We start from the raw sequence: 15,448 nt of genomic DNA on the forward strand, positions 1-15,448 counted from the left end.
ACTCAGGGTCCGTCGTCTACGAAAGAAATTTCACCTAGCGAACAAGGACGCTGATGTCCCGCTCCCTCACGCCTCCCGCGCCCCGTCCCCCGCACACCCTGCGCACCGTGTTCCCGGTCCTGGCCCTGTGCTGGCTGGCCGTGTTCTTCGACGGCATGGACGTCAACATCTACGGCGCCGTCATGCCGCACATGCTCGACGACACCGGCCTCGGACTGACCCCGGACAGCGCCGGCACCATCGGCAGCTGGACCACGTTCGGCATGCTCATCGGCGCCCTCACCGCCGGAAACCTCACCGACTGGCTCGGCCGCCGACTGATGCTCGTCGCCAGTGTGAGCCTGTTCTCCGCCGGGTCCGCGCTGTGCGCCGTGGCCGGCGACGTCGCCCTCTTCGGCGCCGGACGCTTCGTCTCCGGCCTCGGCCTCGGCGGCCTCATGCCGCTGTGTCTGGCCATGGTCCTGGAGTTCGCGCCACCCCGCCGCGCCGCCCTGACCACCGGCCTGCTCATGACGTCGTACCACTTCGGCGGCATGGCGGCGACCGGCCTCGGCCTGACACTCGCCCCCGCCGCCGGCTGGCGCTGGGTCTTCTGGGCCGGCGTGCTCCCGGCCCTGATCGCAGTACCGCTGCTGCTGCGGCTGCTGCCGGAGTCGCCCGGTGTGCTGCTGGCACGCGGTGAGCGGGACAAGGCCGACGCCGTCGCCGACCGCTTCGGGCTGCCCCGGCCCACCGAGGTCGCCGCCCCGGCCGCCGGCGCGGCGGGCAGGCTCGCCGCCGTACGGGAACTCTTCCGGCCCGAGTCGCGCTGGGCGACCCCGCTGCTGTGGCTGGCGTCCTTCTGCGGACTGCTGCTGGTCTACGGCATCAGCACCTGGCTGCCGCAGATGATGCGGGCCTCCGGCTACGGCCTGAACTCCTCCGTCAGCTTCCTGCTGGTCATCAACGCGGGCGGCATCGTCGGCCTGCTGATCGCGGGCCGGGTCGCCGACCGGTTCGGCGCGGTACGCGTGTCCGCGATCTGGTTCGTGCTGACCGCCGCCGGCGCCCTGCTGCTCAAGGCCCACCTGCCGCTCGGCGTGACCTACGTCGTCGTCGCCGTCACCGGTGTCTGGCTGTTCAGCGCGCAGGTGATGGTCTACGCCGCCACCAACACCGTCTACCGCGACAGCGAGCGGGCCGCGGGCCTCGGCTGGGTCACCGGCGTCGGCCGCACCGGAGCCGTCGTCGGCCCCTGGCTGATCGGCGAGCTCGCCGCCAGCGGCAACGAGAGCTGGGGCTTCACCACCTTCGCCCTGGCCGGTCTCGGCGGCGCCCTCGCGATCTGTCTGGTCCCGGCAGCCCGCAGGTTCGGCCGCGGCGGCACGAAGGCTCCCGCACCCGTGGCGGCAAGCGCCGGATCGTGACGGCGGTGGGCGGAGGCGGAGCCCCTTCCCGGGTCACTCCCCTTCCCGGGTCACTCCCCCTTCGCCCCCTCCCCCTTCGCCCCCTCCTTCGTCGCGGCCTCCCAGATCTCCGTGGCCGCCCGCTCCGCGAACTCCGTGGGCGGGGGATCGTTCGGCAGCTGGGCCGGGACCGTCGTGCCCTTCTTGTTGCCCGCTCGGTCGGCGAACAGGGTGACGGTCAGGGCGAGCCGGGTGTCGTAGCCGGTGGTCCACACGGTCCGGCGGGTCGAACCGCCGCCCGCGCCGCCGGTGGTGAAGACCGCCGGCCGCGCCGGAACGGCACCGGCGCCCGGTTTCACCCCGACGTCGACCGGCGTCGGCCCGGACCACGTCCCCACGCCTGCCAGGAACGCCTCCCCGCGCTCCAGCACACGCGACACCTCGGGACGCGCCCGGTAGACGGTGCGGCCCTCCCGGGTGATGCGCGCGACCGTGTACGGGGTGGCGTACCGGCCGTCCGCCGCCACCGTCGCGTACGCCGAGGCCAGATTCAGCGGTGTCGGCGCCGCCGTCCGCAGCAGCCGGCCCAGCGGGTCACCCATCCTCAGCTTGCCGAACGGCTCCAGGGCCGTGCCCGCCTCCACCGCCCCGCTCACCGCGTCGTTGAACGGCTGGCGCGCGTAGTCCGAGCCCCCGTACAGCAGCCGTACCGCCCCGTCGCCCGGCACCATCCCGACCACGGCGGTGTGCACCCGCACGCCCCGCCCGCCGCCGGGACGGTCCTGCACCAGCTGCGTGGCGCGGTCCTGAAGGGCCAGGTCGAAGGTGGTCGTCACGTTGTAGCCGCCGCTCGCGAGCTGGTCCTCGGTGATGCCGAGCCGGTCGGCGGCCTCCTTCGCGGCGACGTCGATCAGATACTGCCGCTGTCCCTCGGTCTCGCCCGGCGGATAGAACCGGAACGCCGGGAAACGCGCCTCGGCGCGCTGCTTCGCGGTGATGGCGCCGCTCGCCACCATCGCGTCGAGCACCCACTCCCAGCGGTCCGCCAGCTTGGTGGTGACCTTCGTGTCGGAGCCCGCCTTCTCGTAGTACGACGGGATGTTGACGATGGACGCCAGCGCCGCGCCCTGCGCCACCGTCAGGTCCTCGGCGTCCACGCCGAAGTAGTTGCGCGCGGCGGACTGGATGCCGGCCGCGCCGCGCCCGAAGTACACGGTGTTGAGATAGCCCTCGAGGATCTCGTCCTTGGTGCGGGTGCGGTCCAGCTTGATCGCGATGAGCGCCTCACGGGCCTTGCGGGACAGCGACCGCTCCGGGCTGAGCAGCGCGTTCTTCACATACTGCTGGGTGATGGTGGAGCCGCCCTGCTGCTCACCGCCGGTCAGCGTGGCCAGCGCGGCCCGTCCGATGGCCCGCGGCGAGATCCCCCGGTCGGTCCGGAAGGAGCGGTTCTCCGCGGCGATCACCGCCTCCTGCACATGCCGCGGCACCGCGGACAGCGGGACGTCCTGCCGGTCGACCGGCCCGCGCCGGCCCAGATAGCCGCCGCCGGAGTCGAGGAACACGGTGGACTGGGTGACGGTCTCGGGGTGCGGCTTCGGAATGGCCGTCAGGTGGTAGGCCACGACGGCCGACGCGCACAGCAGGCCGACCAGGGCGAGGAAGGCGTAGAGCGTGCGGCGCAGCCGCCGGCCCCGGGTGCGCCGGAACCTGATCCGCAGCGGGGTGCGCTCGCGGTGCCGTCCGCCGGACGGGGACCCCGGCGCCGGGAGTGTCGTCGTCCTCTCGTTCATACCCGCCACCACTCACGCTCGGAGCGGGCGGCGACCTTGCCGGAGGCGTCGTACACCGTGACGATCCGCTCGTCGTCGTTGCCGCCCTCGCCGGGGGACAGGACCGACTTCATGTCGCTGTCGGACACGGGTGTGCTCGCGTACCACAGCCCCCAGCCCGGACTGCCCGCCAGGACAAGGACTTTCGCGGTGCTCTTCCTCTCGCCGGTCCGCACCTCGACACGGCCCGGTTCGCCGTCAAGACCGTGGAAGACGCCCGACAGGAGGTATCCGCCGCTGACGCTGTCCATCCGCAGCGAGACGCCCGGTTCGTCGAGCGGTACGCCGCTGTCGTCCTGTTCACCGGGGAGGGCGGTGGCGACGGGCACCGCCCAGTGCCCGCCGTCGGCCGTCAGCCACACCCGCACCCCGGGCCCCGCGGTCACCCGCTCGCCCGGCGCCACGACCCGGACGGCAGCCGTCGGCCCGCTCTCCTCCCGCGCTTCGGACGCCCCGTCCTGCCCGGTGCCGACCCCGATCCGGTCGGCGGCGAGCAGGGCGCCGGGCACGAGCAGTGCCGCGGACGCGAGGGCGGCCACGGCGATCCGGCGCCGCCGCAGCACCCGGCCCTGTTCCTGGACGCCGGTCAGCGGGGGCTCGGACGGGACGACGTCCTCGGCGGCACGGGCGTACACCTCACGCAGCCGTCCGGCGTCGGCACCGGCCGCCCGCAGCCCGTGCCGGACCCGGGCCCGCACCGCGCCCACCGAGCAGTCCAGCAGCTGGGCGGTCTCCGCGTCCGTCAGCCCCTCCCAGAACCGCAGCACCAGCACGGTCCGCCGCTGCGCGGCCCGCCGTCCGCGCAGCCTGCGCAGGTGGCCCCGCACCAGACAGCGCCGTACGTGGAAGTCCACGTCGTCGCGCGGCACCCGGCGCCACGACGCGCACATCCGCGCCAGCGTTCTCCGCACCAGCTCCTCCGCCGCACCGGGGTCGTCGGTGAGCAGCCGCGCGGTCGTCACCAGCCGGGGCCAGTGGGTGCGGGCGTAGGAGGCGAAGTCCTGGCGGGGGAGCACGTCGTGGGTCGGGGGCACGTGGGGGTCCTTCGTTCCGGGAACACGGTCGTGGCCGCACGCACGGGCGTCCGGCCTGGTCGGCACGGGCGACTGCCCGCCCGTGCCGGTGGGTCGATCAGCCGTCGGGCCGGCACCGTCGCGGATGTGGCCAACACCGCCCGCGGAAAAGGGAGCCGGGAACCCGTGTGCGCCGTCTTCCTGGTGGGGTTGCGTTTCGCGTGATGCGACCTGAGTGGATGGAGCGACCTACGGGACCTGTACGCACGGCGGAGGTGGCCGGGTTGCACGGAAAGGCCAGGGAATCCGGTGGGGGCATGACCGACGAGGAGTTCGACGCGTTCTACGCCGCCGCGTTCCCCCGGCTGACCGGCCAGCTCTACGCCTTCACCGGAGACCACGGCGAGGCCCAGGACGTCGTGCAGGAGGCGTTCGTCCGGGCCTGGGACCGGCGCCGGCAGTTCCTGGCGGACAGCGCCCCCGAGGCATGGATCCGCACGGTGGCCATGCGGCTGGCGGTGAGCCGCTGGCGGCGGGCGAAGCGCTGGCTGGAGCTGATGCGGCGCACTCCGCCGCCGGATCCCACCCCGGGGCCGGGCCCCGAGTACACCGCGCTCGTCGCTGCCCTGCGCGAATTGCCCGAGGCGCAGCGGATGGCGATCGTCCTGCACCATTTGTGCGATCTGAGTGTCGAACAGGTAGCCTCCGAGACCGGTGCCCCCGTGGGGACGGTCAAGGCGCGGCTGTCGCGGGGGCGGGCGGAACTGGCGAAGCGTCTTGCGGGGGACGAGGCCGACGGGCCGGTCCGGAAGGAGAGCGGCCGTGTCCGATGAACTCTCCGCCGCGCTGCGCGAGTTGGCGGCCACGCAGGCGACCGCGCCCGTCGTCGACGGCGCCGGCATCCGGGCCCGCGCGCTGCGCCGCCGGCGTCGCCGTCGCACGGCCGTCGGCCTCGGCGCGGCGAGCGTGGCCCTGGCCGTCGTGGGCTTCGTCGTGCACCTGAACCTCGGCGGGCGGCCGGACGACCCGTCCGTGAGCCGGGTCCCGCCCGCGGCGGCGCACTCGCCCTCCACCGAGCCGCCCACGGCGACGCCGTCGCCCGTCACCGGCACGCTCGACCTGCGCCGGCACACCCTCACCGTCGACGGCCGGGTCCTGCCGGTGGTGTCGAAGTACGAGGGCCGGACCGGGTTCTCCGGCCCGCTGACGGTCACCGCCAAGCACGCCTCGCGCGATCTGCCGTTCCGGATGGGCTCCAAGGGCCCCGTCGAGGTGAACGTGCCCTATGTGGTCGAGCTGCGCGACAGCGACGACCGGCCCTTCTACATCGGCACCTTCACCAAGCCGCTGGCCCTGGGCGACGTCCGGGCCGACAGCGACTGGATCGGCCTGGACGCCCAGGACGCCGCGTGGTTCTACGCCCGGTCCCGGGCCGGCGAGGCCCTCGCGGTGACGACCGGCACCTCCCCGACCGGCACCTCCCCGACCGACACCTCCCCGACCGGCACCTCCCCGACCGGCACCTCCCCGACCGGCACCTCCCCGACCGACACCTTCTCGGCCGGCGCCACGGAGTCCGTCCCGGCGGACGGGGGCCGGGCCGCCCAGCGCCGCTAGAGGAAGCCGGCCAGACCGTCGAGGAAGCGGTCCACTTCTTCCGCCGTGTTGTAGGGGGCCAGGCCCACGCGCAGCGCCGGATTCTCCAGCTTCAGCGCGGTGAACGGCTCGTACGCGTAGAACGACCCCGCCGGTGCCACCACCCCGCGCTCGGCGAGATGCGCCTGCGCCTCGCGTGCGTCACGGCCCTGAAGGCTCATCAGGAGCGTCGGGGTGCGGTCGGCTGCCTTCGAGTGCAGGGTGACCGCGTCGCCCAGGGCCGACAGGCCCTCCTGGAGCCGCGCCCGCAGCGACCGCTCGTGCTCGTGCAGGGCGGCCAGCGCATGCGTCAGCCGCTCCCTGCGCCCGGTCCCCGTGCCCGGGTCCATCGCGGCGAGGAAGTCGACGGCGGCACTGACGCCCGCGAGGATCTCGTACGGCAGGGTGCCGAACTCGAACCGCTCCGGCACGGTGTCCGGCGAGGGCAGAAGCTTGTCCGGGCGCAGCGTGCCGAGGAGTTCGGGCGCCGCCGCGAGCACCCCGCAGTGCGGCCCGAGGAACTTGTACGGCGAGCAGACGAACAGGTCGGCGCCGAGCGCGGGCACGTCCACCAGGTCGTGTGCGGCGTAGTGGACGCCGTCCACGTACACCAGGGCGCCGGCCTCGTGGGCTCGGTCGGCGATCCGGCGCAGGGGCGGCTTGGTGCCCAGCACGTTGGAGGCCGCCGTGACCGCGACCAGCCGGGTGCGGGAGGTCAGCGCCCGCTCGTAGGAGCCGAGGTCCAGCTCGGTCGTCTCCGGGTCGATCTCGATCCAGCGGACCGTCACCCCGGCGCGTTCGGCGGCCTGCGCCCAGGGGCGGACGTTGGCGTCGTGGTCCAGCCGGCTGAGCACGATCTCGTCGCCCGCGCTCCAGTCCTTGGCCAGGTGGCGGGCGAAGTCGTACGTCAGCTGGGTGGCGCTGCGTCCGTGCACGATGCCGTCCGCGGGCACGTTCAGCAGGTCGGCGCAGGCGGCGCGGAACCCGGCCACGGCGCGCTCGGCGTTGAGCTCGGAGGGGCTGACCGTGCCCCGGTTGGACAGGGGCCCGGTGAGCGTCGCGGCGACGGCGTCGGCGACCGGGCGGGGAGTCTGCGTACCGCCCGGACCGTCGAAGAAGGCGAGGCCGCTGTCCAGGGAGGGGAAGTGGGACCGCAGGGCGGTGACATCTATGGCCATGGTCTCGGCTTTCTGTCGGGCGATCCGGTCGAGGGCGTCTCGGGAGACGGCCCTGGAGATCCTCTCCCGGTCAGCCCTGGCGGCGCACCATCTCGTTGATCCAGTCGGGAGCGAACGGGGACGTACAGCCCGGGGAGGTCGGGTAGTCCTTGAGCACCTCCAGGCGCTCACCGATGTCGAGGGCACAGGCCCGGTACTCGGGGTGCTCGATCCCGATCTGTGCCAGGCAGTGGTTCATCGCCCACTGCAGCCGGTCCGGGGCGTCCTTCATCTCGGCCTCGATCACATCCAGCAGTCCCGCGAGATCGAGGCCCGCGGGCTTCTTCGCCACGCGCTCGGTGGTCAGCGCCCAGCCGGCGCTCGCGACCACCGGGTCCGGATCGGCGAACCAGGCCAGGCGCAGTTCCTCGGCGTGCGGGTTCTTCTTCACGACATAGTTCACGAGCCAGTCGTGCACCTTGGGCGTACGGGCCTCGCGCAGCATGGCGTCCAGCTCGTCCCGCTCGAACGCCCTGGGCCGGCAGATCAGGAGCGCCAGCAGCCGCGCGGCGCTGTCGTCCGTCGCCCAGAGCCGGCGCGCGAGGTCCTGTTGCGTCTTCAGCCGCTTCGCGAGCGCACGCAGCTTGCCCAGGTTCACACCGTGATCGTCACCGTGCTTCTCGTTCACGGCGCGCGCCTTCGGATCCTCGAGCCCGGCCAGCTCCGCCATCACCTCGGCCACGGTCGCCTCGGTCACCGTCGTGTCGGCCATGCCGGCCTCCTGTCCCTCGCGTGCGGGACTCAGCCTAGGCGGAGCATCCGACAGCGGAGGGTACGGCCGCCGTGATCGACTGCGCCGGCCCGTTCGCCCCGACGGCGGCCTCTGCGCCGGGGAGCGGTCGCTCACCCGGACCGGTCGCGCAGGCCCTTGTCGATCTCGCCCAGTGCGCTGATCAGCTGGGCGTAGCCGTCGGCCGGCAGCGGCCTGACGAAGTACTCCTCCACCACACGGGCGTGCACGGCCGCCGCGCGCAGGAACACGGCACGTCCCTCGGCGGTCGCCTCCACCAGGGTCACCCTGCGGTCCCCGGGGGACGGCACGCGGCCGACCAGGCCGGCCTCCTCCATGCGGTCGATCAGGCGCGTGGTGCCGCTGCTGGTGAGAGTGAGGTCGTCGGCCAGCTGCCGCTGGGAGACCTCCTCGCCGGGCCGGCGGCAGAGCCGCATCAGCACCTCGAGCATGGTGTGGCTGATCCCGCACTCCCGCCTCAGCGCGCCGTCGATGCGCTGCTCCAGGCGGGTGGCGGACTTGATCAGCAGGCCGAAGTCCCGCACGAGCCCGCTGTTGGCGGCGCGGGCGGCGGCCTCGGCGTTCGGTCCGGGCGTGGCGTTCATCGCCGTAAGTCTACTGCCGCCTCACCTACTGACCCCTCATCTACTGATCTATCAATTACTGAGCAATCAATTGCTGAGTAGTCAATGAAATTGTACGGTGGCAGCCACAACGAGCGAGAGGGAGACCAGTGGATCTACCGCACTGGCTCGGCCGAGCCACCGACGCGATACAGGACTGGGCCGACACCTTCGGCCCCTACCGGCCCCACCCGTCCCTCCGGGTGGACGACGACCGCTTCGCGGCGGTCTTCGAGGAGTTCACGACCCGGCTGGCGGACAACTATCCCTTCTTCCACCCGCACTACGCGGGCCAGATGCTCAAGCCCCCGCACCCGGCGGCCGTCGTGGGCCATCTCGCCGCGATGCTGATCAACCCCAACAATCACGCCCTGGACGGCGGCCCCGCCACCGCGGCCATGGAACGCGAGGCGGTCGCCCGGCTGGCCACGATGTTCGGCTACGACCGGCACCTCGGCCACCTCACCACCAGCGGCACGATCGCCAACCTGGAAGCCCTCTTCGTCGCCCGCGAACTCCACCCCGGCCGGGGCATCGCCCACAGCGCCGACGCGCACTACACCCACGGCCGTATGTGCCACGTCCTGGGCCTGAAGAGCCACCCGGTCCGCACCGACGAGCACGGCCGGATGGATCTCGACGCGCTGGAGGACGTCTTGCGCACGGGCGAGGTCGGCACCGTGGTCCTCACCACCGGCACCACCGGACTCGGCGCGGTGGACCCGGTCCACGCGGTGCTGCCCCTGGCCGAGCGGCATGGCGTCCGTATCCATGTGGACGCCGCGTACGGCGGCTTCTTCACGCTCCTCGCCGGTGCCGACGGGCCCGAGGGCCTGCCGCCGGAGCCCTGGCGGGCGATCGCGCGGGCGGACTCGATCGTCGTGGACCCCCACAAGCACGGCCTCCAGCCCTACGGCTGCGGAGCGGTCCTGTTCCGCGACCCGGAGGTGGGCCGCTTCTACCTCCACGACTCGCCCTACACCTACTTCACCTCCACCGAGCTCCACCTCGGCGAGATCAGCCTGGAGTGCTCCCGCGCCGGCGCCTCCGCGGCCGCCCTCTGGCTCACCTTCCAGGTCCTGCCGCCCACCCCCGACGGGCTGGGCCGGGTCCTGGCGGCCGGCCGGCGGGCGGCGCTGCGCTGGGCGGACCTGATCGACGCGTCCGACGCCCTGGAGCTGTACCAGCGGCCCGAGTTGGACATCGTCACCTACTTCCCCGCGGTCGCCCCCGCGACCCTCACCGGCATCGACGCCGCCTCCGCCCGCGTACTCGACGCCGGCATGAGCGGCCCCGACCCGGTCTTCCTCAGCACCCTCAGAGCCGGCCGGGAGTCGTTCACGGCCCGCCACCCCGAGGTCGTCGCGGACACGGACGGCGCCCGGGTTCTGCGCAGCGTCCTCATGAAGCCGGAGTCCGAAGACCACGTGGAACACCTGCACAACCGGCTCGAGCGGCTGGCGAGTTCCGGCTGAACGAGCGAAGGCGCCACCCGTCCGCGAAAGGGAAGGGTGGCGCCACGCGGCGAACCGACGGGAACCCTCAGGCTCAGCCGGGGAAGGGCTTGGCCGCGTCGTTGTCGGCCTTGATGCAGGCTTCGAGCCTCTTCTGCAGCGCGGCCGCCTCGTTGAGCGCCTTCCTGGCCGCGGCGGTCTCCCCGAGCTGCTTCAGCTTCGCGGCCTTGGTCTTGAGGTTGGCGATCTGCTGGCGCAGCTGGCCCTCGTTGCAGGTGACGGCGGCCCTGGCCGACACGGCACCCTGGCCGGCCGACGTGGCGGCCTGAGCGGGCACCGACGTGACGAAGAAACCGCCGGCGACGGCCGCGGCGACGGCCAGGGCGGAAATGCGCTTGGTCATGAGTTGTTCCCCCAATTAGGGCTTGCATTGGTCGAAGTCGATCTTACAAACCCCTGCAGGAACGTGTTTCAGTGGTGGTCGCCCTGGCCGTGCGGGTCAGTGGAGGGTCGGCCGGTAGACGAGTTCCTGGGTACGGCCGTCCAGCGTGTGGTGTTCGACCAGTTCCAGGTCGAAGTCGGCCGCGCCCCGGAAGATCGGGTCCAGGCCGGTCCGGCCGGTGATGACGGGGAAGAGCGTCACCTGCACGAAGTCGACCAGCCCTGCGGCCATCAGCGCCCGGTTCATCGACAGGCTGCCGTGCGAGCGCAACGGCACCTCGGACTCCTCCTTGAGCCGGGCGACGACGTCGACGGCGTCACCGCTCACGACCGTCGCGTCCGGCCAGTCGAGAGGGCCCTTGAGCGTCGTCGACACCACCGTCGCCGGCATGTTCCTCATCCGGGTGACCCAGGGATCACGCACGGACTCCTCGGTGTTCGACGCCAGAATCTCCACGAAGGCCCGGTAGGTGTTGGCCCCGAAGACCATCCGCTGCTCCTGGCCGTACCGCGCGAGACGGTGTTCGAGCAGTTCAGGGCCCTGTTTGCCCCAGTAGCCGGTCCAGTCGCCGCCGGCGGCGCCGTAGCCGTCGAGGCTGGAGAAGACATCGAAGGTGTACGTGGCCGTCATGGCGTTCTCCTCGGGTGCGTGGCTCGATGACCGTCACACCCGTAGACCCGGCTCACCTCCGAAACTCATCGCTGTGGCTCAGTGCACCGGGAAGCCGAAGGAGTAGCCCTGGCCCTTGAGCCAGGGCAGGACCCGGCGCAGCGCCTCGACGGTCTGGGAGCGGTCGCCGCCCGCGTCGTGGAAGAGGAGCGTGGGCCCGTTGGGCAGCTCCCGCTGCACGGTGGCGACGATGGCGTCCGCGCCGGGCTGCTCGAAGTCCTTGGTGTCCACGTTCCAGCCCAGCGGGCGCATGCCCCGGTCGGCGGCGAGCTTGCGGCTGTAGGGGGTGAAGGCACCGCCGGGCGCCCGGTAGTACATCGGCCGGACGCCCCCGGACGCCTTGGTGATCATGCGTTCGGCGTCGAGGATCTGCTGCGACTGGTAGGTCCGGGAGTTCTTGTCCATGGTGGTGTCGTGCGACACCGAGTGGTCGCACAGCCGGTGTCCTGCCGCGACCACCTTCTTCACGAGGTCGGGGTGGGCCTGCGCCTGCGTCCCCACCATGCAGAAGGTGGCCTTCACCCCGTACTCCCGCAGCACGTCCAGCACTTGCGGGGTCCAGACCGGGTCGGGGCCGTCGTCGATGGTGATGTTGACGCCGCGCGCTCCCTTGTCCGAGGCGTGCACGATGCTCACATCGACCGGCTCGACCGCGGGCGCGGCCGACGCGGTCGCCTTCGGCGAGGAGCCGCCCACGGCACCGGCCTGCGCGGTCCACACCGAGGCACCCGTGGCGAGCACCGTCACCCCGAGCGCCGCACCGACCAGCTTGCCGTACCAGCCCCGCCCACCACCGTGCCGCGCCATGTCCGCCCCGCCTTCGCGTAGTTCCTCGCCGATCCCCCGGTCGCCTCGCGACCACCTGGCAGGACGAGGGACAGCGGCCCCGGGATCCGTCCGTTACCGATCAAGGACAATTCCGGGGAGGTTCGCGGACAACTCGACGACCGGACCCGGAACCGGCCGTGTTCGAGGTCAGCTGAAGGGGACGGCGTCGGTGGGCGCGGTGTGCCAGTTGGTGACGACCGGCTTGTCGACGGTGATGGTGCCGACGGACAGCGACTCCGGGTTGGGGTCCTCGTCCCCGACGGCGACGATGATGCTGTCGAGTTCCTTGCCGCCGTCCGAGTTCGTCGTCTTGGGGTTGACGCCGGCGTAGGCGGCGGTGCTGCCGCTGAGCTTGATCTGCTGTCCGACGGACTGCTCCGCGGGGCCGGCCTGCGTGCCGTCGGACCCGAAGGCGATGGTCGGGAGTTCGGCGGGCAGGTAGCAGGTGATGCCGGGCTTGGCCTTGGCGATGACGAGGATGTAACCGCCTGCCTGAGTCTCGGACTTGGCGCTCCAGGAGATGTCGTTGGCGCCGCAGACCTGCTCGACCGGCACTCGCTCGCCGTTGCCGTTGTCGACCCCGGAACCGGCGCCGTCCTCGGTGCCCTTGCCCGAGCCGCCGGAGCCCTTGCCGGTGCCCTTGCCGCTGCCGGTGTCCGAAGAGCCGGCCGGGGTGTCGGCGTCGCCGATCTGCGTGGGGGAGGCGGTGGAACCCTTGGCGGCGTCGGTGTCCTTGGCGGCGTCGGTGTCCTGGCACGCCGTCATCAGCATGGCGCCGCCCACGAGGGCCGCGGAGACGAGGAGGGCCTTGCGACGGTTGCCGAACATGAAATCCCCTTGGTGATCGGTTGGTTGAGGCCGAAGCGTTTTCGGCTGCTCGGTCCTGCTCGGTGCTGCTCGACCACTAGGAGGGGGCTGTGGGGCGCGGGGATCCCGGTGACTCCGTTCCAGGACATCGCTGTCACAGACCGGTGACATGATCACGAAGGCGGGTGTCCGGGCCGGCGGCCCGGGGTTCAGTTCGCCGGCGTACCGGTCAGGCCGTCCAGTTCGGCGGCGAAGAGCCGCGCCGCGTCGAAGCCCATCCCCGAGAACTGGCCGGCCAGTTCCAGGGAGAGCACGCCGTGCAGCCGGGTCCAGAAGGTCAGGGCGCGGCGCAGGACCGCGGGCGGAGCGGGATGGCCGGCCGCCCAGTCCCGGTGGCCCTCCAGGTGCGCGTCGAACGGGGTCTCCGGGCCGTCCGGGGGCAGCGCGGCGCAGGCGTCCAGGAGCGTCGCCATGATCTCGGAGGAGATCGCGGTGGTGTCGTCGGGTGCGTGGTAGCCGGGCACGGGCGTGCCGTAGATGAGGAAGTAGCGCTGGGGGTCGGCCAGGGCCCAGTCGCGCAGGGCGTGCGCCAGCCCGGCCAGGTCGGCACCGGCCTCCGCGGCCGCGCGGAAGGTGTCGGCGAGGCTCCGGTACGCGTCCCTCACCAGCTCGGTGATCAGCTCGTCCCGGCCGCCGAAGTACCGGTACAGCGCGGGTCCGCTCATGCCCATCTGCTTGGCGATGGCGTTGAGGGAGAGCGCGGAGGCGCCCGCCGTGGCGATCTGCTCCCACGCCCGCTGCTTGATCTCCGTACGCACCTGGGCGCGGTAGCGCTCGCGCGGGGTCTTCGCTTCCGAGTTCACCATAGTTAGAGGTTATCACTGAAGTTATTGACACTCTCGCGTTCGTCGAGTTATAACTTCTAACGAACGCGAAGCCAAGTAACCCAATGGCCCTGTGGAGGTCGTCGCCATGAACACCGAAGGACTCGTCGAGGTCGTGCTGCCGGGCAAGGTCGAGCCCGAGGGGCTTCAGCTGCGGCACGGGACCGTCCCCGGCGCGGGCCCCGGACAGGTCGTGATCCGTATGGAGGCGACCGGCGTCTCCTTCGCCGAGCAGCAGATGCGGCGCGGCCGCTACTACGACCAGCCGCCCTTCCCCTTCGTGCCCGGCTACGACCTCGTGGGTACGGTGCTGGAGACCGGCGAGGGCGTCGAGCCGGGCCTGACCGGCACCCGGGTCGCCGCGCTGCTCAAGGTCGGCGGCTGGGCCAGCCACGTCGTCGTCGACGCGGCCGACGTGGTGGCGGTGCCCGACGGGATCGGCGCGGCGGAGGCGGAGACCCTCGTCGTCAACGGCATCACCGCCTGGCAGATGCTGCACCGCAAGGCCCGGGTCCGCGCCGGGGACACCGTCGTGGTGCACGGCGCGAACGGCGGCGTCGGATCGGTCCTGGTCCAGCTCGCCCAAGCCGCGGGCGCACGGGTCATCGGTACGGCGTCCGCACGCCACCACGACGCCCTGCGGGAACGGGGCGTCGCCCCCGTCGACTACCGCGCCGGCGACGTCGCCGCCCGGATCCGCGCACTCGCCCCGCGCGGGGTGGCCGCCGTCTTCGACCACGTCGGCGGCCGCGGCATCGTCGACTCCTGGCGCCTGCTCGCCCCCGGCGGCACGCTCGTCTCGTACGGCAGCGCCTCCACCCGCGACGACGAGGGCTCCAAGCAGTGGCCCGTCCTGAAGCTGCTCGGCCGGGTGTGGCTGTGGAACGCCCTGCCCAACCGCCGCCGCGCCTACTTCTTCAACGTCTGGGCCGGCCGGGCCCTGGCCAGGAACCGCTTCCGCGCCCGTCTGCGCACCGACCTCACCCAGGTCTTCGCCGCCCTCCAGCGCGGCGAGGTCAGCGCCCAGATCGCCGCGCAGCTGCCGCTCACCCGCGTCGCCGACGCCGTGCGGCTGGCCGAGTCGGGCACCGTCGCCGGAAAGGTCGTCCTGAACCCGTAGCGGGCACGCGCGTACGCCCGGCGCCCGCCCCGCTCACCCCAACCACCGAGAGGAATCCCCATGTTCAGCCACAGCCCGTCCAACTCCCCCACCCAGCAGCCGCGTCGGTCGCGGGCCGGCCTGGCCGCGGTCACGGTCGCGCTCGCCGTCACCGGTGTCCTCGCCGGCACCGTCCCGGCCGCGCAGGCGACCCCGCACAGCGCTACGTCCCGGTGCGGCGGCCGCGGCGTCGACGAGAACGCCGTCATCCGCTACGAGTCCGACGTCGTGATCAAGGCACCCCTGAGCAGGATCTGGAAGCTCCAGACCGACGTCGAACGCTGGCCGTCCTGGCAGCCCCCGGTCACCAGCGCCGAACGGCTCGACCCCGGCCGCCTGAAGCCCGGTTCGCGGTTCCACTGGACGACCCCCGCGCCCGCCACCCCCACGACCCCCGCCACCACGCTCTCCATCACCTCCACCGTCCAGGAACTCCGCCGCCACCACTGCGTCCTGTGGAGCGGACCCGCGATCGGTGAGGGCCTGCGCATCGACGAGGGCGTCCACCTGTGGACCTTCGAGAAGGTCAGGGGCGGCGTGCACGTCCACACCGAGGAGACCTGGACCGGCGACCAGGTCGAGGCGGACGTACCCACCGCCACCGCGGCCCTCGGCGCCGGCCTCGAGGCGTGGCTGCGCGACCTCAAGGCCACCGCCGAGAGGTGACGGACGGCAAAGGAGGCCCCGGTCCCCGACCCGGGCCTCCTTCTAGCTGTACTCGGCCGGGAGGTTGGTGACACGCCTGCTGCCGGTTGTTGATCATGGGGGGA

Annotated in this window: 16 protein-coding genes; 6 read left to right on the forward strand and 10 right to left on the reverse strand. The window is 72.5% G+C overall.

Annotated features, from left to right (window positions below; translation table 11 throughout):
- Positions 1–53 precede the first annotated feature (53 nt).
- Entirely contained in the window at positions 54–1,406 is a 1,353-nt protein-coding gene (locus ACFPQ9_RS36160) for an MFS transporter (RefSeq protein ID WP_380862901.1), read from the forward strand.
- 50 nt (positions 1,407–1,456) lie between these two features.
- Here the strand turns inward: ACFPQ9_RS36160 and ACFPQ9_RS36165 are convergent, their stop codons facing one another.
- Both ACFPQ9_RS36165 and ACFPQ9_RS36170 read right to left on the reverse strand, forming a co-directional pair.
- Positions 1,457–3,178: a transglycosylase domain-containing protein gene (locus ACFPQ9_RS36165; RefSeq protein WP_380862903.1), complete on the reverse strand. Its 1,722-nt coding sequence runs from the start codon at positions 3,176–3,178 to the stop codon at positions 1,457–1,459.
- On the reverse strand, positions 3,175–4,251 hold the full coding sequence (locus tag ACFPQ9_RS36170; protein ID WP_380862905.1) for a sigma factor-like helix-turn-helix DNA-binding protein: 1,077 nt from the start codon (positions 4,249–4,251) through the stop codon (positions 3,175–3,177). Before ACFPQ9_RS36170 ends, ACFPQ9_RS36165 begins: the two co-directional genes overlap by 4 nt.
- Before the next feature lie 296 nt (positions 4,252–4,547).
- On the opposite strand from ACFPQ9_RS36170, the gene ACFPQ9_RS36175 reads away from it, so the two are divergent.
- Both ACFPQ9_RS36175 and ACFPQ9_RS36180 read left to right on the forward strand, forming a co-directional pair.
- On the forward strand, positions 4,548–5,063 hold the full coding sequence (locus tag ACFPQ9_RS36175) for a SigE family RNA polymerase sigma factor (RefSeq protein WP_380862907.1): 516 nt from the start codon (positions 4,548–4,550) through the stop codon (positions 5,061–5,063).
- The gene (locus tag ACFPQ9_RS36180; RefSeq protein ID WP_380862909.1) at positions 5,053–5,847 is read left to right on the forward strand and encodes a hypothetical protein; all 795 of its coding nucleotides are present in this window, start codon (positions 5,053–5,055) and stop codon (positions 5,845–5,847) included. Before ACFPQ9_RS36175 ends, ACFPQ9_RS36180 begins: the two co-directional genes overlap by 11 nt.
- On the opposite strand, the gene ACFPQ9_RS36185 is transcribed toward ACFPQ9_RS36180, so the two are convergent.
- The 3 genes from ACFPQ9_RS36185 to ACFPQ9_RS36195 form a co-directional block, all read right to left on the reverse strand.
- Positions 5,844–7,043 (reverse strand): cysteine desulfurase-like protein, encoded by a 1,200-nt coding sequence (locus tag ACFPQ9_RS36185; protein ID WP_380862911.1) that lies wholly within the window; start codon positions 7,041–7,043, stop codon positions 5,844–5,846. The two genes, ACFPQ9_RS36180 and ACFPQ9_RS36185, sit on opposite strands and share 4 nt — an antisense overlap.
- A gap of 70 nt (positions 7,044–7,113) precedes the next feature.
- Positions 7,114–7,794 (reverse strand): DNA alkylation repair protein, encoded by a 681-nt coding sequence (locus ACFPQ9_RS36190; protein ID WP_380862913.1) that lies wholly within the window; start codon positions 7,792–7,794, stop codon positions 7,114–7,116.
- 131 nt (positions 7,795–7,925) lie between these two features.
- Positions 7,926–8,417, reverse strand: coding sequence for a MarR family winged helix-turn-helix transcriptional regulator (locus tag ACFPQ9_RS36195; protein ID WP_380862915.1), 492 nt, complete (start codon positions 8,415–8,417; stop codon positions 7,926–7,928).
- 128 nt (positions 8,418–8,545) lie between these two features.
- Between ACFPQ9_RS36195 and ACFPQ9_RS36200 the strand changes: the two genes are divergently transcribed.
- Positions 8,546–9,910: a pyridoxal phosphate-dependent decarboxylase family protein gene (locus ACFPQ9_RS36200; RefSeq protein WP_380862917.1), complete on the forward strand. Its 1,365-nt coding sequence runs from the start codon at positions 8,546–8,548 to the stop codon at positions 9,908–9,910.
- A 73-nt stretch (positions 9,911–9,983) separates the two neighbouring features.
- Here ACFPQ9_RS36200 and ACFPQ9_RS36205 read toward each other — a convergent pair whose 3' ends face one another.
- The 5 genes from ACFPQ9_RS36205 to ACFPQ9_RS36225 all read right to left on the reverse strand — a co-directional run bounded on the left by ACFPQ9_RS36205 (position 9,984) and on the right by ACFPQ9_RS36225 (position 13,501).
- The gene (locus ACFPQ9_RS36205; RefSeq protein ID WP_380862919.1) at positions 9,984–10,292 is read right to left on the reverse strand and encodes a hypothetical protein; all 309 of its coding nucleotides are present in this window, start codon (positions 10,290–10,292) and stop codon (positions 9,984–9,986) included.
- A gap of 96 nt (positions 10,293–10,388) precedes the next feature.
- Positions 10,389–10,961, reverse strand: a complete 573-nt coding sequence (locus ACFPQ9_RS36210; RefSeq protein WP_380862921.1) for a dihydrofolate reductase family protein — start codon at positions 10,959–10,961, stop codon at positions 10,389–10,391.
- 78 nt (positions 10,962–11,039) lie between these two features.
- On the reverse strand, positions 11,040–11,807 hold the full coding sequence (locus ACFPQ9_RS36215) for a polysaccharide deacetylase family protein (RefSeq protein WP_380862923.1): 768 nt from the start codon (positions 11,805–11,807) through the stop codon (positions 11,040–11,042).
- Positions 11,808–11,975: 168 nt separating this feature from the next.
- The gene (locus tag ACFPQ9_RS36220; RefSeq protein WP_380862925.1) at positions 11,976–12,656 is read right to left on the reverse strand and encodes a DUF4232 domain-containing protein; all 681 of its coding nucleotides are present in this window, start codon (positions 12,654–12,656) and stop codon (positions 11,976–11,978) included.
- A 188-nt stretch (positions 12,657–12,844) separates the two neighbouring features.
- A complete protein-coding gene (locus tag ACFPQ9_RS36225) occupies positions 12,845–13,501 on the reverse strand; it encodes a TetR/AcrR family transcriptional regulator (protein WP_380862927.1) in 657 nt (218 codons plus the stop codon).
- Positions 13,502–13,607: 106 nt separating this feature from the next.
- On the opposite strand from ACFPQ9_RS36225, the gene ACFPQ9_RS36230 reads away from it, so the two are divergent.
- Both ACFPQ9_RS36230 and ACFPQ9_RS36235 read left to right on the forward strand, forming a co-directional pair.
- Positions 13,608–14,639 carry a medium chain dehydrogenase/reductase family protein gene (locus ACFPQ9_RS36230; RefSeq protein WP_380862929.1) on the forward strand — a complete coding sequence of 344 codons (1,032 nt, stop codon included), beginning with the start codon at positions 13,608–13,610 and terminating at the stop codon, positions 14,637–14,639.
- A gap of 60 nt (positions 14,640–14,699) precedes the next feature.
- A complete protein-coding gene (locus tag ACFPQ9_RS36235; protein WP_380862931.1) occupies positions 14,700–15,344 on the forward strand; it encodes an SRPBCC family protein in 645 nt (214 codons plus the stop codon).
- Positions 15,345–15,448: the final 104 nt, after the last annotated feature.

It is taken from the genome of Streptomyces coerulescens, assembly GCF_042657965.1.
GTDB lineage: Bacteria > Actinomycetota > Actinomycetes > Streptomycetales > Streptomycetaceae > Streptomyces > Streptomyces coerulescens.